The 15,624-nt window shown below is 72.5% G+C and carries 10 protein-coding genes, 1 pseudogene and 1 riboswitch; of the genes and pseudogenes, 4 read left to right on the forward strand and 7 right to left on the reverse strand.

The genetic code is table 11. The annotated features are described in order from the left end of the window. Window positions 1-117 precede the first annotated feature (117 nt). The 5 genes from cobN to LNW71_RS26255 all read right to left on the reverse strand — a co-directional run bounded on the left by cobN (window position 118) and on the right by LNW71_RS26255 (window position 8,358). Complete coding sequence (gene cobN / locus LNW71_RS26235; protein ID WP_250970471.1) at window positions 118-3,795, reverse strand: cobaltochelatase subunit CobN; 3,678 nt, start codon at window positions 3,793-3,795, stop codon at window positions 118-120. Continuing rightward, on the reverse strand, window positions 3,792-5,333 hold the full coding sequence (locus LNW71_RS26240; protein ID WP_250970472.1) for a cobyric acid synthase: 1,542 nt from the start codon (window positions 5,331-5,333) through the stop codon (window positions 3,792-3,794). Before LNW71_RS26240 ends, cobN begins: the two co-directional genes overlap by 4 nt. After that, window positions 5,330-6,418, reverse strand: coding sequence for a cobalamin biosynthesis protein (locus tag LNW71_RS26245; RefSeq protein WP_250970473.1), 1,089 nt, complete (start codon window positions 6,416-6,418; stop codon window positions 5,330-5,332). Before LNW71_RS26245 ends, LNW71_RS26240 begins: the two co-directional genes overlap by 4 nt. A 144-nt stretch (window positions 6,419-6,562) precedes the next feature. Next, a riboswitch (cobalamin riboswitch) is annotated at window positions 6,563-6,695 on the reverse strand. A 160-nt stretch (window positions 6,696-6,855) separates the two neighbouring features. After that, the gene (locus LNW71_RS26250; protein WP_250970474.1) at window positions 6,856-7,089 is read right to left on the reverse strand and encodes a hypothetical protein; all 234 of its coding nucleotides are present in this window, start codon (window positions 7,087-7,089) and stop codon (window positions 6,856-6,858) included. 12 nt (window positions 7,090-7,101) lie between these two features. Beyond that, window positions 7,102-8,358, reverse strand: coding sequence for an inorganic phosphate transporter (locus tag LNW71_RS26255; protein WP_250970475.1), 1,257 nt, complete (start codon window positions 8,356-8,358; stop codon window positions 7,102-7,104). 236 nt (window positions 8,359-8,594) lie between these two features. Between LNW71_RS26255 and LNW71_RS26260 the strand changes: the two genes are divergently transcribed. The 3 genes and pseudogenes from LNW71_RS26260 to LNW71_RS26270 all read left to right on the forward strand — a co-directional run bounded on the left by LNW71_RS26260 (window position 8,595) and on the right by LNW71_RS26270 (window position 12,016). Then, window positions 8,595-9,389, forward strand: a complete 795-nt coding sequence (locus LNW71_RS26260; RefSeq protein WP_250970476.1) for a class II aldolase/adducin family protein — start codon at window positions 8,595-8,597, stop codon at window positions 9,387-9,389. Window positions 9,390-9,393: 4 nt separating this feature from the next. Beyond that, window positions 9,394-10,521: an alpha/beta fold hydrolase gene (locus tag LNW71_RS26265; protein ID WP_250970477.1), complete on the forward strand. Its 1,128-nt coding sequence runs from the start codon at window positions 9,394-9,396 to the stop codon at window positions 10,519-10,521. Between the two features lie 185 nt (window positions 10,522-10,706). Further along, window positions 10,707-12,016 (forward strand): annotated as a pseudogene (locus LNW71_RS26270) (hypothetical protein). 40 nt (window positions 12,017-12,056) lie between these two features. On the opposite strand, the gene LNW71_RS26275 reads toward LNW71_RS26270, so the two are convergent. Both LNW71_RS26275 and LNW71_RS26280 read right to left on the reverse strand, forming a co-directional pair. Next, on the reverse strand, window positions 12,057-12,470 hold the full coding sequence (locus LNW71_RS26275) for a VOC family protein (RefSeq protein WP_250970478.1): 414 nt from the start codon (window positions 12,468-12,470) through the stop codon (window positions 12,057-12,059). A 124-nt stretch (window positions 12,471-12,594) separates the two neighbouring features. Continuing rightward, complete coding sequence (locus LNW71_RS26280; protein ID WP_250970479.1) at window positions 12,595-13,485, reverse strand: neutral zinc metallopeptidase; 891 nt, start codon at window positions 13,483-13,485, stop codon at window positions 12,595-12,597. A 279-nt stretch (window positions 13,486-13,764) separates the two neighbouring features. Between LNW71_RS26280 and LNW71_RS26285 the strand changes: the two genes are divergently transcribed. Beyond that, complete coding sequence (locus LNW71_RS26285; RefSeq protein ID WP_250970480.1) at window positions 13,765-15,363, forward strand: ABC-F family ATP-binding cassette domain-containing protein; 1,599 nt, start codon at window positions 13,765-13,767, stop codon at window positions 15,361-15,363. Window positions 15,364-15,624: the final 261 nt, after the last annotated feature.

Raw genomic sequence — 15,624 nt, forward strand, 5'->3', positions numbered from 1 at the left:
GGGGCACGATCCAGCCCCTCCGGCGATTGAGGAGCGGGGGTCGGGGGCGGAGCCCCCGGTTACGGGAAGGGCCGGGCCAGGGGGGAACGCCCGCCGCAGGCGCCACGCGCACCCCGCTCACTCGTCCCCCTCCAGTTCGCCCTCGAGCTCCAGATACGTCGCCCGCAGCCGCTCCAGCGTCTGCGCGTCCGGCTCCGCCCACAGTCCCCGCTCGGCCGCCTCCAGCAACCGCTCGGAAATCCCGCGCAGCGCCCAGGGGTTGGACTTCTTCATGAAGTCACGGTTGGTCTCGTCGAACACGTACTCCGCCGACAACTTCTCGTACATCCAGTCGTCGACCACGCCCGCCGTGGCGTCGTACCCGAAGAGGTAGTCCACGGTCGCGGCCATCTCGAAGGCGCCCTTGTAGCCGTGCCGGCGCATGGCCGCCATCCACCGAGGGTTCACCACCCGGGCGCGGAACACCCGGTGGGTCTCCTCGCCGAGCGTCCTGGTCTTCACCTGGTCCGGTGTGGCGCTGTCGCCGACGTACGCCTCGGGCGACTCACCGGTCAGATGCCGGACCATCGCCACCATGCCGCCGTGGTACTGGAAGTAGTCGTCGGCGTCGACCAGGTCGTGCTCCCTGGTGTCCACGTTCTTCGCGGCCACCGCGATCCGCCGGAACGCCGTCTCCATGTCCCCGCGTGCCGCACGCCCCTCCAGCCCGCGCCCGTACGCGTAACCGCCCCAGACCGCGTACACCTCGGCCAGGTCCGCGTCGGACCGCCAGTTCCGTGCGTCGATCAGCGGCAGCAGCCCCGCCCCGTAGGCCCCCGGCTTCGAGCCGAAGATGCGTGCAGTGGCCCGTCGCCGGTCGCCGTGGGCGGCGGTGTCCTCATCGGCATGGGCCCGTACGTAGTTGGCGTCGGCCGGCTCGTCCAGCTCCGCCACCGCCCGTACCGCGTCGTCGATCAGCCCCACCACGTGCGGGAACGCGTCGCGGAAGAAGCCCGAGATGCGGACCGTCACATCGATGCGCGGCCGGCCCAGCTCGCTCACCGGCACCACCTCGAAGCCGGTCACCCGGCGCGACGCGTCGTCCCACACCGGCCGGCAGCCGAGCAGCGCAAGGATCTCCGCGATGTCGTCGCCCTGGGTGCGCATGGCGGAGGTGCCCCACACGGTCAGACCGACCGACTTCGGGTAGTCGCCCGTGTCGGCGAGATACCGGGCGATCAGCGAGTCGGCGAGCGACTGGCCGACCTCCCACGACAGCCGGGAGGGGATCGCCTTCGGGTCCACGGAGTAGAAGTTGCGGCCGGTCGGCAGCACGTTGACGAGTCCGCGCGTGGGCGACCCCGAGGGACCGGCCGGCACGAAGCCGCCGTCCAGCGCCAGCAGGATGTGGTCGATCTCGTCCGTCGTGCGGGCCAGCCGGGGCACGACCTCCTCGCAGGCGAAGCCCAGTACGGCCACCGCGGCCGGGAGTTCGAAGCCCAGCACCTCCCGTGCCAGGCCGGCCACGGCCGTGAGTTCCCAGCCGCGGGCCTCCATGCCCTCCGCGAGGCGGCGGCACAGCTGCTCCAGCAGGTCGATCGCGTCCGCGCCCGTCCTGGCCGGACCGTCGACCAGGTCGCTCAGCTCGGCCGGCACCTTCACGGCCGCGCCGGGCTCCTTCAGCAACTCCTTCTCGCTGAGCCCGAAGTGCTCGGCGATCGAGGCCCGCAGCCCCGGCAGCGCGTTCGCCGTGCCGCCCCACACCTGTGAGGCCCGCAGCACGGCCAGCACCAGGTTGACCCGGGCCTCCTCGACCGGGCCGCCGCCGAGGATGTGCAGACCGTCGCGGATCTGGACGTCCTTGATCTCGCAGAGGTAGCCGTCGATGTGCATGACGAACGAGTCGAACTCACCGTCGTCGGGCTGCTCGTCGACATGCAGGTCGTGGTGCAGCTCAGCGGCCTTGACCAGCGTCCAGATCTGCGCCCGCACCGAGGGCGCCTTGGTCGGATCCAGGTCGCTGACCAGCGCGTACTCGTCGAGCAGCTGCTCCAGCTTGGCCAGGTCCCCATAGGTGTCGGCGCGCGCCATCGGCGGCACCAGATGATCCACCACGGTGGCGTGCCCCCGGCGCTTGGCCTGGGTGCCCTCGCCCGGGTCGTTGACGATGAACGGGTAGATCAGCGGCAGTTCGCCGAGCACCGCGTCCGGGCCGCAGCCGGCGGACAGGCCGAGGCCCTTGCCGGGCAGCCACTCCATCGTGCCGTGCTTGCCCATGTGGACGACCGCGTCCGCGCCGAAGCCCCCCTCCGACGTCGCGGCCTCCAGCCAGCGGTACGTCGCCAGGTAGTGGTGCGAGGGCGGCATGTCCGGGTCGTGGTAGATCGCGATCGGGTTCTCGCCGAAGCCGCGCGGCGGCTGGATCAGCACCACCACGTTCCCGAACTGCAGGGAGGCCAGGACGATGTCCTCGCCGTCCAGGTACAACTGGCCCGGCGGCTCGCCCCAGTGCTCCAGCATCGAGTCCCGCATCGCCGGGTCCAGCTTCGCGAACCACTGCTGGTAGTCGGCCAGCGGCACCCGCGCGGGGGCCGCGGCGAGCTGCTCCTCGGTCAGCCACTCCACGTCGTGGCCGCCGGCGTTGATGAGGCGGTGGATGAGCTCGTCGCCGTCGTCCGGGTGCCCCTCGACGCCGTAACCGGCATCGCGCAGGGCGTCCAGGACGCGGACCGCGGAGGCGGGCGTGTCCAGGCCGACGGCGTTGCCGACGCGCGAGTGCTTGGTGGGGTAGGCGGTGAAGACCAGGGCGAGCTTCTTCTCGGCGTTGGTCTTGTGCTTGAGAACGGCGTGCCGCACGGCGATCCCGGCGACCCGAGCCGCCCGTTCGGGGTCGGCGCGGTACACCGGTACGTCGTCCGGGCCCTGCTCCTTGAAGGAGAACGGCACGGTGATCAGCCGCCCGTCGAACTCGGGGATGGCTACCTGCATCGCGGCGTCCATGGGGGAGAGCGCGGCGTCCGACGCGTCCCACGCCGCGCGCGAGGACGTCAGGCACAGCCCCTGCAGCACCGGAACGTTCAGATCGGCCAGTGCGCCGATGTCCCAGGCCTCGTCGTCGCCCCCGGCCGAGGCGTCCGACGCGCGGGTGCCGCCGGCCGCGAGCACCGTGGCGACCAGGGTGTCGGTCCGGCCGAGCAGCTCGTACAGACCGGGGTCCGCGCCGCGCAGCGAACCGCAGTACACCGCGAGGGCGTTGGCGCCGCGCGCCTCGACGGCATCACACAGCACATCGACGAACGAGGTGTTCCCGGAGAGGTGGTGGGCCCGGTAGAAGAGCACCCCCACGGTCGGGCGGCCCTCGGTGAACTCCCGGTTGCCGTGCACCCCCCACTCGGGCATCTTCTGCGGTTCGGCGAAGCCGTGGCCGGTCAGCAGGACGGTGTCGGACAGGAAGCGGGCCAGCTCCACCAGATTGCCGGGGCCGCCCTCCACCAGGTAGCGCAGCGCCTCGGCGACGACACCGGCCGGTGCGGAGGACTCGGCCATCAGCTCCGCGTCCGGCACGGCCTCGCCGCCGAGCAGCACGGTCGGGATGCCGGACGCCTTCAGGGCCGCGAGCCCGTCCTCCCAGGCGCGCTTGCCGCCCAGAAGACGCACCACGGCGACGGAGGAGCCCTCGATCAGCGCGGGGAGTTCGTCCGCCACGTCGATCCGGGTCGGGTTGCCGATCCGGAAGGGGGCCCCGGAGGCGCGGGCGGCGAGGAGATCGGTATCGGCGGTCGACAACAACAGCACGGTGCTCAGAGGGGCGTTCATGCGGGTGCTCCAGGTGCTCCGGGGGCGATGAAGGGAAGTCCTGCCGGTGCGCCCGACTCGATGAGTCGCCACAGCGCATCGGTGTCCGCGTGTTCTTCGATGAGGTCGCCGAGACGGTCGAGCTGTTCCTCGCGCAGCTCGGCGAAGCAGGTGTCGGGGGCGGGCACGAAACGGCGGCCGGCGGCGCGTGCGATCTCGGTCAGGAAGCGACGGCGGAACGCGTCGCTCTCCAGCGAGCCGTGCCAGTGGGTGCCCCACACGGCGCCGGACCGGCAGCCGTCGAGCCGCTGCCCCTGCCCGTCGGTGAGGAACGGTTCGCCGCCGCGCACGTCGGCGACGCCGTGGTGGATCTCGTACCCCTCGACGGGGGCGCCGAGGGCCTCGCCGGCCGGCCGGGCGAGGGTCTTCTCGCGGTCGAACCTGATGCGCACGGGCAGCAGTCCGAGGCCGTCGACCTGTCCGGCGCGCGACTCCACCTCGTCCTCGATGTGTTCGCCGAGGATCTGGTAGCCGCCGCAGATGCCGAGGACCGGACGTCCTTCGGCGGCGCGCCGCAGCAGCGCGTCGGCGAGTCCGCGCTCGCGCAGCCAGGCCAGGGCCTTCACGGTGCCGCGGGTGCCGGGCACGATGACGAGGTCGGCGTCGTGCAGTTCCTCGGCGCGGTCCACGAACCGGACCACGACGCCCGGTTCGGCGGCGAGCGCGTCCACGTCGGTGAAGTTGGACATCAGCGGCACCGCGCACACGGCGACGCGCAGGACGTCCTCGCCGTGCGGCGGGGCGACGACGGATTCGCGCACCGCGCCGCGCAGGGAGACGCGCAGCCCGTCCTCCTCGTCGATGCCCAGACCGTGGGCGAACGGCAGCACTCCGTACGTCGGCCGTCCCGTGAGGCCGAGCAGCATGTCGAGGCCGGGTTCGAGCAGGGAGACGTCGCCGCGGAACTTGTTGACCAGGTAGCCGGCGATCAGCGCCTGGTCCTCGGCGGCGAGCAGCGCCGTCGTACCGAAGAACGAGGCGAAGACCCCGCCGCGGTCGATGTCGCCCACGACCACCACCGGGAACCGTGCCGCCCGTGCGATGCCCATGTTCACGATGTCCGTGCGCCGCAGATTGATCTCGGCCGGACTGCCCGCCCCCTCGCAGATCACGGCGTCATACGTGCCCCGAAGCTGCTCCAGGCAGTCCACGACGGTGGACAGGAGCGACTCCTGCCTGCCGCCGTGGTACCCGCGTGCGCTCATCTCGCCGACCGCTTTGCCCATCAGGACGACCTGACTGGAGCGGTCGCTGCCGGGCTTGAGCAGCACCGGGTTCATCAGCGCGGTCGGTTCCACCCGGGCGGCCTGGGCCTGCATGGCCTGGGCCCGGCCGATCTCGGCGCCCTCGCGGGTGACGAAGGAGTTCAGCGACATGTTCTGCGCCTTGAACGGCGCGACCTTCACGCCCCGGCGCACCAGCCAGCGGCAGATGCCCGCCGTGACGACACTCTTGCCCGCGTCCGATGTGGTCCCGGCGACCAGCAGTCCGCCGCTCATGTCGGTCTCCGTCCTGAGATTCGAGATCCTGCGGTACGAGGTCGTGCGGCAGGAGGCCGTGCGGTACGAGGCCGTGCGGTTCGGGCCGCGCCGGCGCGGGTCCCGGTGGCGGGTGGCTCCGTGATGCCGCGTACCGCGATCCGTTGCGCGGCGGCGGCCGCGGCCAGGCGGGCCGCCACGCTCACGGCGAGGGCCAGCGCGCCGATCCGGCGCGACAGCCGTACGGCACGTTCGATGTCCCCGGTCTCCACCGCCCGGCCGGTCTCCCCGTTGAGCACGGGGCGGTGCTCGACCCGGCCCGCGTAGGCGAGGGTCCCGCCCAGGCGCACCCCGAGCGCACCCGCGAACGAGGCCTCCACCGGGCCCGCGTTGGGGCTCGGGTGCTTGGCCGCGTCCGCCCGCCAGGCCCGGACCGCTCCCCGTGGCCGCCCCCCGGCGGTCACGGCGAGCAGGGCCGTCAGCCGGGCACCGGGCCAGCCCGCGAGGTCGTCGAGGCGGGCCGAGGCCCAGCCGTAACGCAGGTAGCGGGGCGACCTGTGGCCGACCATGGCGTCAAGGGTGTTGGCGGCCCGGAAGCCGACGAGGCCCGGAACGCCGCCGAGCGCACCCCACACGAGGGCGCCGACCACGGCGTCCGAGGTGTTCTCGGCGACCGACTCCACCACCGCGCGGGCGATCTGCGGTCCGTCCAGGGACTGCGGGTCGCGGCCGCACAGCCTGGGCAGCCGCTCACGGGCGAGGTCGATGTCCCCGGCGGCCAGGGCGTCGCCGATGGACCGGGCCTCACGCCCCAGCGACGTACCGCCGAGGACGGACCAGGTGGCGGCGGCGGTCAGCGCGACGGACGCGGCGGGACGGCGGCGCAGCGCGCGGGCGGCCAGCGCGGCAGCCCCCGCGGCGCCTCCGGCGCAGACCAGGGTGTGCAGCGCGCCCCACCCGCGGTGGTCGTGCCACAGCCGGCGTTCGACGCCCGCAGCGGCCCGCCCGAAGCCGGCGACCGGGTGTCCCCGGCGGGGATCACCGAGCAGCAGATCGCCGATCAGACCGGCCGTGGCGCCGTACGCGAAGATGCGATCGGCACGCACGGCTCAGCCGGCCGTTGCGCCTCGAAGGACCTTCGTGCAGGAGACTTCTGGAAGGGGTGGCACAGGAACGGGCGCACGGCGGCCGGGCATGGCGATATGTCCTCACTCAGGGTCCGCGCCCTGGTTCGACGTGACCGGCGACGAGAGTGTCCTGGCTCCCGGATCCGCAGTTCCCCCGGTCTTCCAGTCCGCTTGCGTGGACCGTGACTTCCAGTGGTGGGGGACTGCTCCCCGGTGACAGTGGCGGGACCGCGCCGGATTCGCACCGGCTTCCTCTGCTGTCGCCGTAATGGCTCCGGCAGTCCACCACGCTCTGCGAACGCCAGTCAACCTGCCGTTGACCTGCGACGGCGCAGTGTGCTGAGACGCACATCGGGCCGGACGCGCACGAGGTGCGTCCGGCCCGATGTGGAGGAGCGGGGAGGGGGCTGTGGGGCTCAGGCGACGATCAGATAGATGCCGTAGGCCACCGCGGCAGCGCACAGTCCGAAGCAGACGTACGCGCCCGCGCGGGCCGCCAGCAGCGACCCGCCGGCCGTGCCGCCCTGCGCGGCCGGTTCGGGCTGCCTGGAGAGGCCGACGATGCCCAGGGTGAAGAGACCCACCAGTGCGACGGTGGCGACGAGAGAGACGCCGAAGACGGTGCCGAGGGCTGCCCAGTCGATGTTCATGTGGATCCGTCCTTACACCGTGGCGGGTCGTGCCGGGTCGGCGATGGTCCCGGCCGGTGCCGGGATGGTGGTCTTGAGCTCCTGGGCCTGGGCCTGGGCCGCGGTGGGCGGCGGGCTGACGGCCGCCATGGCGGTGGTGACGACGCCCGCGGGCTCGGTGGCCGGCGCGACGTCGTCCTGGCCGATGGGCTTGCGGCGCGACAGCATCCAGATCGCCCCGGAGCCCGCGATCAGCAGCGCCGCGACGACCACGACACCCCAGGTGCCCTGCTTGGTGAGGAATTCCGCGCCCGCACCGACCAGGCCGGCGGCAGGCAGCGTCAGACCCCAGGCGACGAACATCCGGGTGGCGGTGGACCAGCGGACCACACCGCCCCGGCGGCCGAGGCCGGCGCCCATCACCGCGCCGGAGCAGGACTGGGTGGTGGAGAGGGAGAAGCCGAGGTGCGAGGAGGCCAGGATGACCGTGGCCGCACTGGTCTGGGCGGCGAAGCCCTGCGGCGGCCTGAGTTCGGTGAGGCCGCTGCCCATGGTGCGGATGATGCGCCAGCCGCCCAGGTAGGTGCCGAGCGCGATGGCCATACCGGCGCAGACGATGACCCAGACCGGCGGGTTCGAGCCGGGGGAGAGCACCCCGCCGGTGACCAGGGCCAGCGTGATGATGCCCATGGTCTTCTGCGCGTCGTTGGTGCCGTGGGCGAGGGAGACCAGCCCGGCGGAGGCGATCTGTCCGGCCCGGTAGCCCTTGGCGGTCGCCTTCTCCTGGGCGCCGTTACGGACCTTCCCGCCGATCCGGTACGTCAGCTTGGTGGCCAGCAGCGCGGCCAGGCCGGCGACGACGGGGGCGGCGACCGCGGGGAGCAGCACCTTGGTGACGACCGTGCCGCCGTCCACCGACGACCAGCCGGCGGACATCACCGCGGCGCCGATCAGCCCGCCGAAGAGGGCGTGGGAGGAGCTGGACGGGAGCCCGACCAGCCAGGTCAGCAGATTCCACAGGATGGCGCCGACGAGCGCCGCGAAGATGACCTCGGTTCTGAGGCCGTCTTCGTTGATGATCCCGCCGGAGATCGTCTTGGCGACCTCCACCGACAGGAACGCGCCGACGAGGTTGAGAACGGCGGACATCGCCACCGCTGTCTTGGGTTTGAGTGCGCCGGTCGAGATGGTGGTGGCCATCGCGTTGGCGGTGTCGTGGAAACCGTTCGTGAAATCGAACACTAGAGCTGTCACGATCACAATCGCGAGCAGCAGCGTGATGTGTTCCATTTACCCAGGCAATCGTTCGACGTCAGTGGCACGTGGACCGTAGGCAACCTGGGTGAACGGAAGATGAACTGAACAGGGCGTTGTGGTGACCCCAATCGGAGTCCCGTCGCCCTGTTCCGCCGCCGGGTGAGGGTGAGGGGTGGGCGGAGGGCAGTGTGGGGCCCGATTCCGGGGCCCGGACGGGCCTTTGGGGGAGGGGTGGACATGGTCCGCTCATCAGTGGAAAGGATCTTCGTATGAGCGAGCAGGGGTGTGATCGTCCGGTCGAACGGGGCCGGAACGCCGAGGGGGCCCGGGACGACGACGGGCACGCGCGCGACATCGAGCACGCCTGGGCGGCGGTCGTCGCTACCGCCCGCAGGACGGCGGCCGAGGGGCTCGTCGTCGGTACCTCCGGCAATGTGTCGGCGCGGGTGGGCCGGACCGTGCTGGTCACCCCGAGCGGGGTGCCGTACGACCGGCTGCGCCCCGAGGACGCGGTAGGCGTCGACCTGGCGGGCGACCAGGTGCTCGGCGAGCTGGCCCCGACCAGCGAACTGCCGCTCCACCTCGCCGTCTACCGCCACACCGGGGCGGCCGCCGTCGTGCACACCCACGCGGTGCACGCCACCGCCGTCTCCACACTGGTCCGCGAGGTCCCGCCGATCCACTACGCGGCCGCGCTGCTGGGCGGCCCCGTCCGGGTCGCCGCCTACGCCAGGTACGGCACCGAGGAGCTGGCCGAGAACATGCTTGCCGCGCTGCGCGACCGCACGGGCTGCCTGCTCGGCAACCACGGAACGGTCACCTACGGAGCCACCCTCGACGAGGCGTACGACCGGACCGCCCAGCTGGAGTGGCTGTGCCGCCTCTGGCTCACCGCGAGCTCCCTCCCCGGCCGCTCCCCGGCCCTGCTCACCGAGGACCAGCTGAGCGATGTCCAGGAGGCGCTGAAGGGGTACGGACAGCCGGACCGGGCCCTGCCGGGGCGGGCGGCCGGCACCGGACGGCCCCCGTCCACTGGCCAAGCGCCGAAGTGCCCAGGAGACTGAAGCCGTGCGCCCGGCTACAGCGACGGCAGCAGCCGTCACCTCCATCCTCGGCGCCGGTGCGGCAGCGGTCGCGGCCGGCCGGTACGCCAGCGACGTCGCCCTCGGGGCGCCGTCCGGACGTCCGTTCCCCGCCGACCGCAGACTCACCGTGCACGCGACGGCGGCGGGGCAGGTCACGCTGACCCGGTCCTTCGCCGCGCTCCGGCCCGGCACCTACGGGCTGGTCGGCGACGACGTCCACGCCGTGGTCGGCCCGGTGATCGACCAGGCCCACCAGGCCGCCGACACCGTCGTGCGCCGGCTGGAGCGCGTCAACCGCGGCACCCTGCTCCCCGGGGCCAAGGTGCGCATCACGCCCGAGGTGCACAGCGGCGACCCGGCCACTGCCCTCGGCCTCGAATACCGCGAGGTGGAGATCACCGGCGAACTCGGCGCCCTGCCGGCCTGGTTCGTACCCGCCCCCCGCGACACCTGGGTCATCACCGTGCACGGCATCGGCACCACCCGGGAACACCCGTTGAACGTGCTGGGTTTCCTGCACGACCAGCAGCTGCCGGTGCTCGACCTCGCCTACCGCGGCGACCCCGGAGCCCCCCGCTCCCCGGACGGGCTCACCCACCTCGGCGAATCCGAATGGCGCGACCTGGACGCGGCCATCCGCTTCGCCGTGCGCTACGGCGCCGAGAAGGTCGTGCTGCACGGCTGGTCCACCGGCGCCTCCATGGCGCTGCACGCCTCCGTCAACTCCGCGCTCAGGGACCGGATCTGCGGCCTCGTCCTCGACTCCCCGGTGCTGGACTGGGCCACCACCCTGCGCGCCCTGGCCGCCGCCCGCGGCGTCCCGTCCGTCCTGCTGCCGCTCGCCGTCCGCGCCGCCCAGGGACAGACCGGACTGCGCGGCGCCCGGCTCCTGGACACCTCGCTGCCCCGGACCCTGCACGCCCCGACACTGATCTTCCACGGACCCGACGACACCCTGGCGCCCTGGCGGCCGTCCCGGCAGCTCGCGGCCCGCCGTCCCGACCTGGTCGCCCTGCACGCCGTACCCCAGGCTCCGCATGCGGCGATGTGGAATGCCGATCCGGCCCACTACGAAGAGACGCTGCGACGCTTCCTCACGCCCCTGATGTGAGCTGATGTGCCGCTTCGGCCGGTTGGTGCCGGGCGGTACGGACACCCCCGGACACGGGCAATCCGGGTTCCGTTTGGGCTTTCGGGCCGTCAGAGGCAAGACTGCTCCCCGTGACGTCCCGTACCCCGCGCGACTCCAGGCTGCGACTTGTCCGCCCGCGATCTCTCGCCACCGCCCGCAAGGCCGTGATCACCCGGCGCACCAGGCCGGCGCCCCGTCCGCCCGAGGGCACCCCGCCCCGGTCGGAACTGGCCCGTCAGGCCAGGGCGGCCCTCGCCGACGCCGTACGGATCGCCCGCTGGGCGGCCGAAGGCACGCGCCCCGGTACACCGCCGCTGGCCGCCCAGGCCCTCGAACGGGCCGCGGCGGCACTGGAGTTGTCCCCTGCGCAGGTGCGCTCCGGCTGGGACCGGGCCCGCCTGGCCGGTCTCGTCGAGCTGCACGGCGACACCGCACGTCCCGGCTGGCGGCTGCGCGCCTGGGACCGCGACGACTCCGCCGTGCTCCGCGGCTGGGTGGCGCTCTTCGACGCCTGGTCGCTCGTCCACCCCGCACCCCGGGACATCGAGTCCACCGCGGTCGCCGAGGCCGTCGAGGCCGTGCCCCAGGTGCTCTCCCTCCTCCAGCTGTCGGCGGGCCCGGTCACCGTGCCCGCTCTCCTCGATCTCCTCGGCCAGCGCGTCGCGGAGCTGCACGAGGAGCGCTGCGAGGTGCCGTACGGGCCGCAGCCGCTGCCCGCTCCCGCCGAGGAGGCGCCCGCCGCGCATCCGGAGGCCCTGGTCGCCCTCCTGCTGGACTGGGCCCTGGAAGGGCTGGCCGCCGTCGGGGCGCTCACCCTCGGCGCCGGGCACGCGACCCTCACCCCGCTCGGCAACTGGGCGGTCTGGGTCAAGCTGGAACAGATCTGCGTCGCCGCCCAGAGCCCGGCCGGGAACATCGAGCAGTCCGCCGCGGACATGCTGCTCGGCTGCGCCCGCCTCACCCCGGCCCGGCCCGCGCCGAGTACCGCGCCTGGCTGGCCGCCCGCACGGTCGGCAGCGCCGTCGCCGAACTCCTCGCAGTGGCCCGGGGCGAGGACGCGCTGCTGCGCGGGCTCGCCTTCGAGGCGCTGCGCGTCGTGGGCGCACCCGCCGAGCCGGAGGTGCGCTCCGTCGTCACCGACCCGTCGCTGCGGCCCTACGCGCTGCTGTGGCTCGCCGAGTACGACGGGGCCGACCCCGAGGACGCGCAGGAGGTGCTCAGCCGCGAGGAGGCCACCTGGCTCTGGGTCGACACCGCGGCGGCCGTGGCCGACCACGGGGAGACGGGCCTGCTGGTGCGCCATCTCGACTCGGCCGTGCAGGGCACCGTCCCGGCGCTGCTCGACGAGGTGCGGGCCGTCGGCCATCCGCGCACCGTCCAGGTCCTGGTGGCGCTGGCCGCCGCCCACCCCGACCCGGCGCTCGCCAAGGCGGTCCGCAAGGCGGCGTTCCAGGTGCACACCGGCGGCGCCTGAGCCGCGGGTGGCCCGGTCCGCCGGCGGCCGGCGGACCGGCTCAGCCGGCCGACCCCGGCGCGTACGTCCCGAAGCTCCACACGTTGCCCTCCGCGTCCCGCGCCATGTAGTCCCGCGAGCCGTAGTCCTGGTCGGTGGGCGGCATCAGGATCTCCACCCCGTGCTCCACCGCCCGCGCATGGTGGTCGTCGACCTCGTCGACGACCACGTAGACACCGACCGGCCCCGACCCCTGCATGGCCTTGGCGAAAACGCCCTCGCGGCCCTTGGAGCCCAGCATCACCCTGCCGTTCCCGCAGGACAGCTCCGCGTGCAGCACCGTGCCGTTCTCGCCCTCGTACACCGCTTCCTCGGTGAACCCGAGGCCCTCCGTCAGTGTCCTGATCGCGGCCTTCGCGTCGTCGTAGAGAACCGTCGGATAGACCGACGGGATCCCTGTCGTTGCGTCTGTCATCGCACTCACCCCTTCTCGCACCGCCCGGAGCCTCGCGCCCGGCTCGCATGTGATCTGCGTCTCAGTCTTCCACCGGGCGCTGACAATGCCCTGTCCGGCGGCGGCGCGAGAGGGTGCCCGCGGGTCACCGGAAGGTGTTGCAGTCGGCCATGTCGCCGCTGCGGAAGCCGGTGGTGAACCACTCCTGACGCTGGGCCGCCGAGCCGTGGGTCCAGGACTCCGGGGTGACCCGGCCCTGGAACTTCTCCTGGATCCGGTCGTCGCCGACCGACGCGGCCGCGTCCAGCCCGTCCCGGATGTCCGCCCTCGTGAGCTCGGTGATCAGCGGCCGTCCCGTCGACTCGTCCGGGGTGGTCGTTGCGTGGTGCGCCCAGACCCCGGCGTAGCAGTCCGCCTGCAGTTCCACCTTCACGGCGTTGCTGTTCGCGCCGGTCCGTCCGTCCTGCGACCGGCCCAGCGTGCCCATCTGGTTCTGGATGTGGTGCCCGTACTCGTGCGCGACCACGTAGGCCTGCGCGAACGGCCCGCCGCTCGACCCGAACTTGGTCCGCAGCTCGTCGAAGAAGCCCAGGTCCAGATAGACCTGCCGGTCGCCGGGGCAGTAGAACGGCCCCACGGCCGAGGTCGCCGATCCGCAGGCGGTGTTCACCCGGTCGGTGAACAGGACCGTGCGGGCGTTCGTGTACGTGGCGTTGCGCCGCGTGAATTCCTGCTTCCAGTAGTCCTGCACGCTGTTGACCACCGCGACGATCCGGCAGTCGTCCTTGGTGTTGGCGTCCCGGCCGGTCCGGCAGCTCTGCTCGACCTGCGCGGCCGAGGACGCGGTGGCGGTCGTGCCCGAGTCGCCCGAGGAGAGTCCGAGCTGGTCGGGGCCCACGCCGAAGAGCAGCCCCAGGATCAGTGCGATGACACCGGCGATACCGCCGCCCACGGTGGCCCTGCCCCCCGGGATGCGGCTGCCGCGCACGTCCTTGACCTCGGAAGTGTCCAGGTCGGCGTCGTCGTCGAACTGCATGGGAACCACCCTCTGCTCCGGTCGCGGCTGCGGCCCGACCCTTCGCCGAGTATCAGATACTTCACACGGGAATGCCCTTTTTTGCTCACGCGGCGGAGTGGATCAGGAGCGCGGGGCGAGCCTCGGTCGCTGCTCGGGAGCACGCGGCAAAGCGGTTGGACACCGCCAGTAGACTGGTTCTCATGCCCATCCTCCTTGTGCGTGTGCGTGAGTAACGGCGTCGAGTCGTGAATCGCTAGTCGTTCCTCCGCTGTCCATACCGCCCTGGAGTTTTTCCCCGTGATCACCGCTTCCGGCATCGAGCTGCGCGCCGGCGCCCGCATGCTCATCGAGTCCGCCTCCTTCCGCATCGCCAAGGGCGACCGCATCGGCCTCGTCGGCCGCAACGGAGCAGGCAAGACCACCCTCACCAAGTGCCTCGCAGGCGAGGGCACCCCCGCCGCCGGCACCATCACCCGCTCCGGCGAGGTCGGCTACCTCCCGCAGGACCCGCGCACCGGCGACCTCGACGTGCTCGCCAGGGACCGCATCCTCTCCGCCCGCGGCCTCGACGAGATCCTCCGCAAGATGCGCGAGAACGAGGAGCGGATGGCGAACGGCAAGGGCGCCACCCGCGAGAAGGCGATGAAGAAGTACGAGCGCCTGGAGACGGAGTTCCTCACCAAGGGCGGATACGCCGCCGAGGCCGAGGCCGCCACCATCGCCGCGGCCCTCAGCCTGCCCGACCGGGTGCTCGCCCAGCCGCTCCACACGCTCTCCGGTGGTCAGCGCCGCCGGGTCGAGCTGGCCAGGATCCTCTTCTCGGACGCCGACACACTGCTCCTGGACGAGCCCACCAACCACCTCGACGCCGACTCGATCGTCTGGCTGCGCGACTATCTCAAGAGCTACCGCGGCGGCTTCATCGTGATCTCCCACGACGTCGACCTGGTCGAGACCGTCGTCAACAAGGTCTTCTACCTCGACGCCAACCGGTCGCAGATCGACGTCTACAACATGGGCTGGAAGCTCTACCAGCAGCAGCGCGAGGCCGACGAGAAGCGCCGCAAGCGCGAGCGGCAGAACGCCGAGAAGAAGGCCGCGACCCTCAACGCCCAGGCCGACAAGATGCGCGCCAAGGCCACCAAGACCGTGGCCGCGCAGAACATGGCCAAGCGCGCCGACCGGCTGCTCTCCGGCCTGGAAGCCGTACGGGTCTCCGACAAGGTCGCCAAGCTGCGCTTCCCGGACCCCTCGCCGTGCGGCAAGACCCCGCTGATGGCGGAGGGCCTCTCCAAGTCCTACGGGTCGCTGGAGATCTTCACCGATGTGGACCTCGCCATCGACAAGGGCTCCCGGGTCGTCATCCTCGGCCTCAACGGCGCGGGCAAGACCACCCTGCTCCGGCTGCTCGGCGGCGCGGAGAAGGCCGACACCGGTGAGGTCATCGAGGGGCACGGGCTCAAGCTCGGCTACTACGCCCAGGAGCACGAGACCCTCGACCCGGACCGCACCGTCCTGGAGAACATGCGCTCCGCGGCGCCCGACCTCGACCTCGTCGCGGTCCGCAAGACGCTCGGCTCGTTCCTCTTCTCCGGTGACGACGTCGACAAGCCCGCCGGGGTCCTCTCCGGCGGCGAGAAGACCCGGCTCGCCCTGGCGACGCTGGTGGTCTCCTCCGCCAACGTGCTCCTGCTCGACGAGCCCACCAACAACCTCGACCCGGCCAGCCGCGAGGAGATCCTCGGCGCGCTGCGCACGTACAAGGGTGCGGTCGTCCTCGTCACGCACGACGAGGGCGCGGTCGAGGCGCTCCAGCCCGAGCGCATCATCCTGCTGCCGGACGGCGTCGAGGACCTGTGGGGTGCCGACTACCGGGACCTGGTCGCGCTGGCCTGACCCGGCCCGGCCGTGCCTCGGGCACGGCCCGCCGCCTCCCGGCGGTCCCGGTCGCCCGCCCGGCGGCCGGTTCCGGGGTCCGCGGCCCGCTGATCCACTTCCACTGGATCATTCGGCCTACGCGTGATCCATCATCTGTGTGAGTACGTCTCGTACCCCGGCGCGGCAGCCGTCCGCTGCCCGCCCGGCGCACCCGTGCGGGTCCGTGTGCCCCCTGCGGTCCTGACCTGGACGTTCGTCCGCGGCTGCGCCCCGCACGCC

It is taken from the genome of Streptomyces sp. RKAG290 (assembly GCF_023701695.1).
GTDB lineage: Bacteria > Actinomycetota > Actinomycetes > Streptomycetales > Streptomycetaceae > Streptomyces.

Coding starts and splice junctions, on each gene's coding strand:
- cobN (WP_250970471.1), bottom strand. CDS start 3,795: ATGAACGCCCCTCTGAGCACCGTGCTGTTGTTGTCGACCGCCGATACC.
- LNW71_RS26260 (WP_250970476.1), top strand. CDS start 8,595: ATGAGCGAGCAGGGGTGTGATCGTCCGGTCGAACGGGGCCGGAACGCC.
- LNW71_RS26250 (WP_250970474.1), bottom strand. CDS start 7,089: ATGAACATCGACTGGGCAGCCCTCGGCACCGTCTTCGGCGTCTCTCTC.
- LNW71_RS26275 (WP_250970478.1), bottom strand. CDS start 12,470: ATGACAGACGCAACGACAGGGATCCCGTCGGTCTATCCGACGGTTCTC.
- LNW71_RS26240 (WP_250970472.1), bottom strand. CDS start 5,333: ATGAGCGGCGGACTGCTGGTCGCCGGGACCACATCGGACGCGGGCAAG.
- LNW71_RS26255 (WP_250970475.1), bottom strand. CDS start 8,358: ATGGAACACATCACGCTGCTGCTCGCGATTGTGATCGTGACAGCTCTA.
- LNW71_RS26280 (WP_250970479.1), bottom strand. CDS start 13,485: ATGCAGTTCGACGACGACGCCGACCTGGACACTTCCGAGGTCAAGGAC.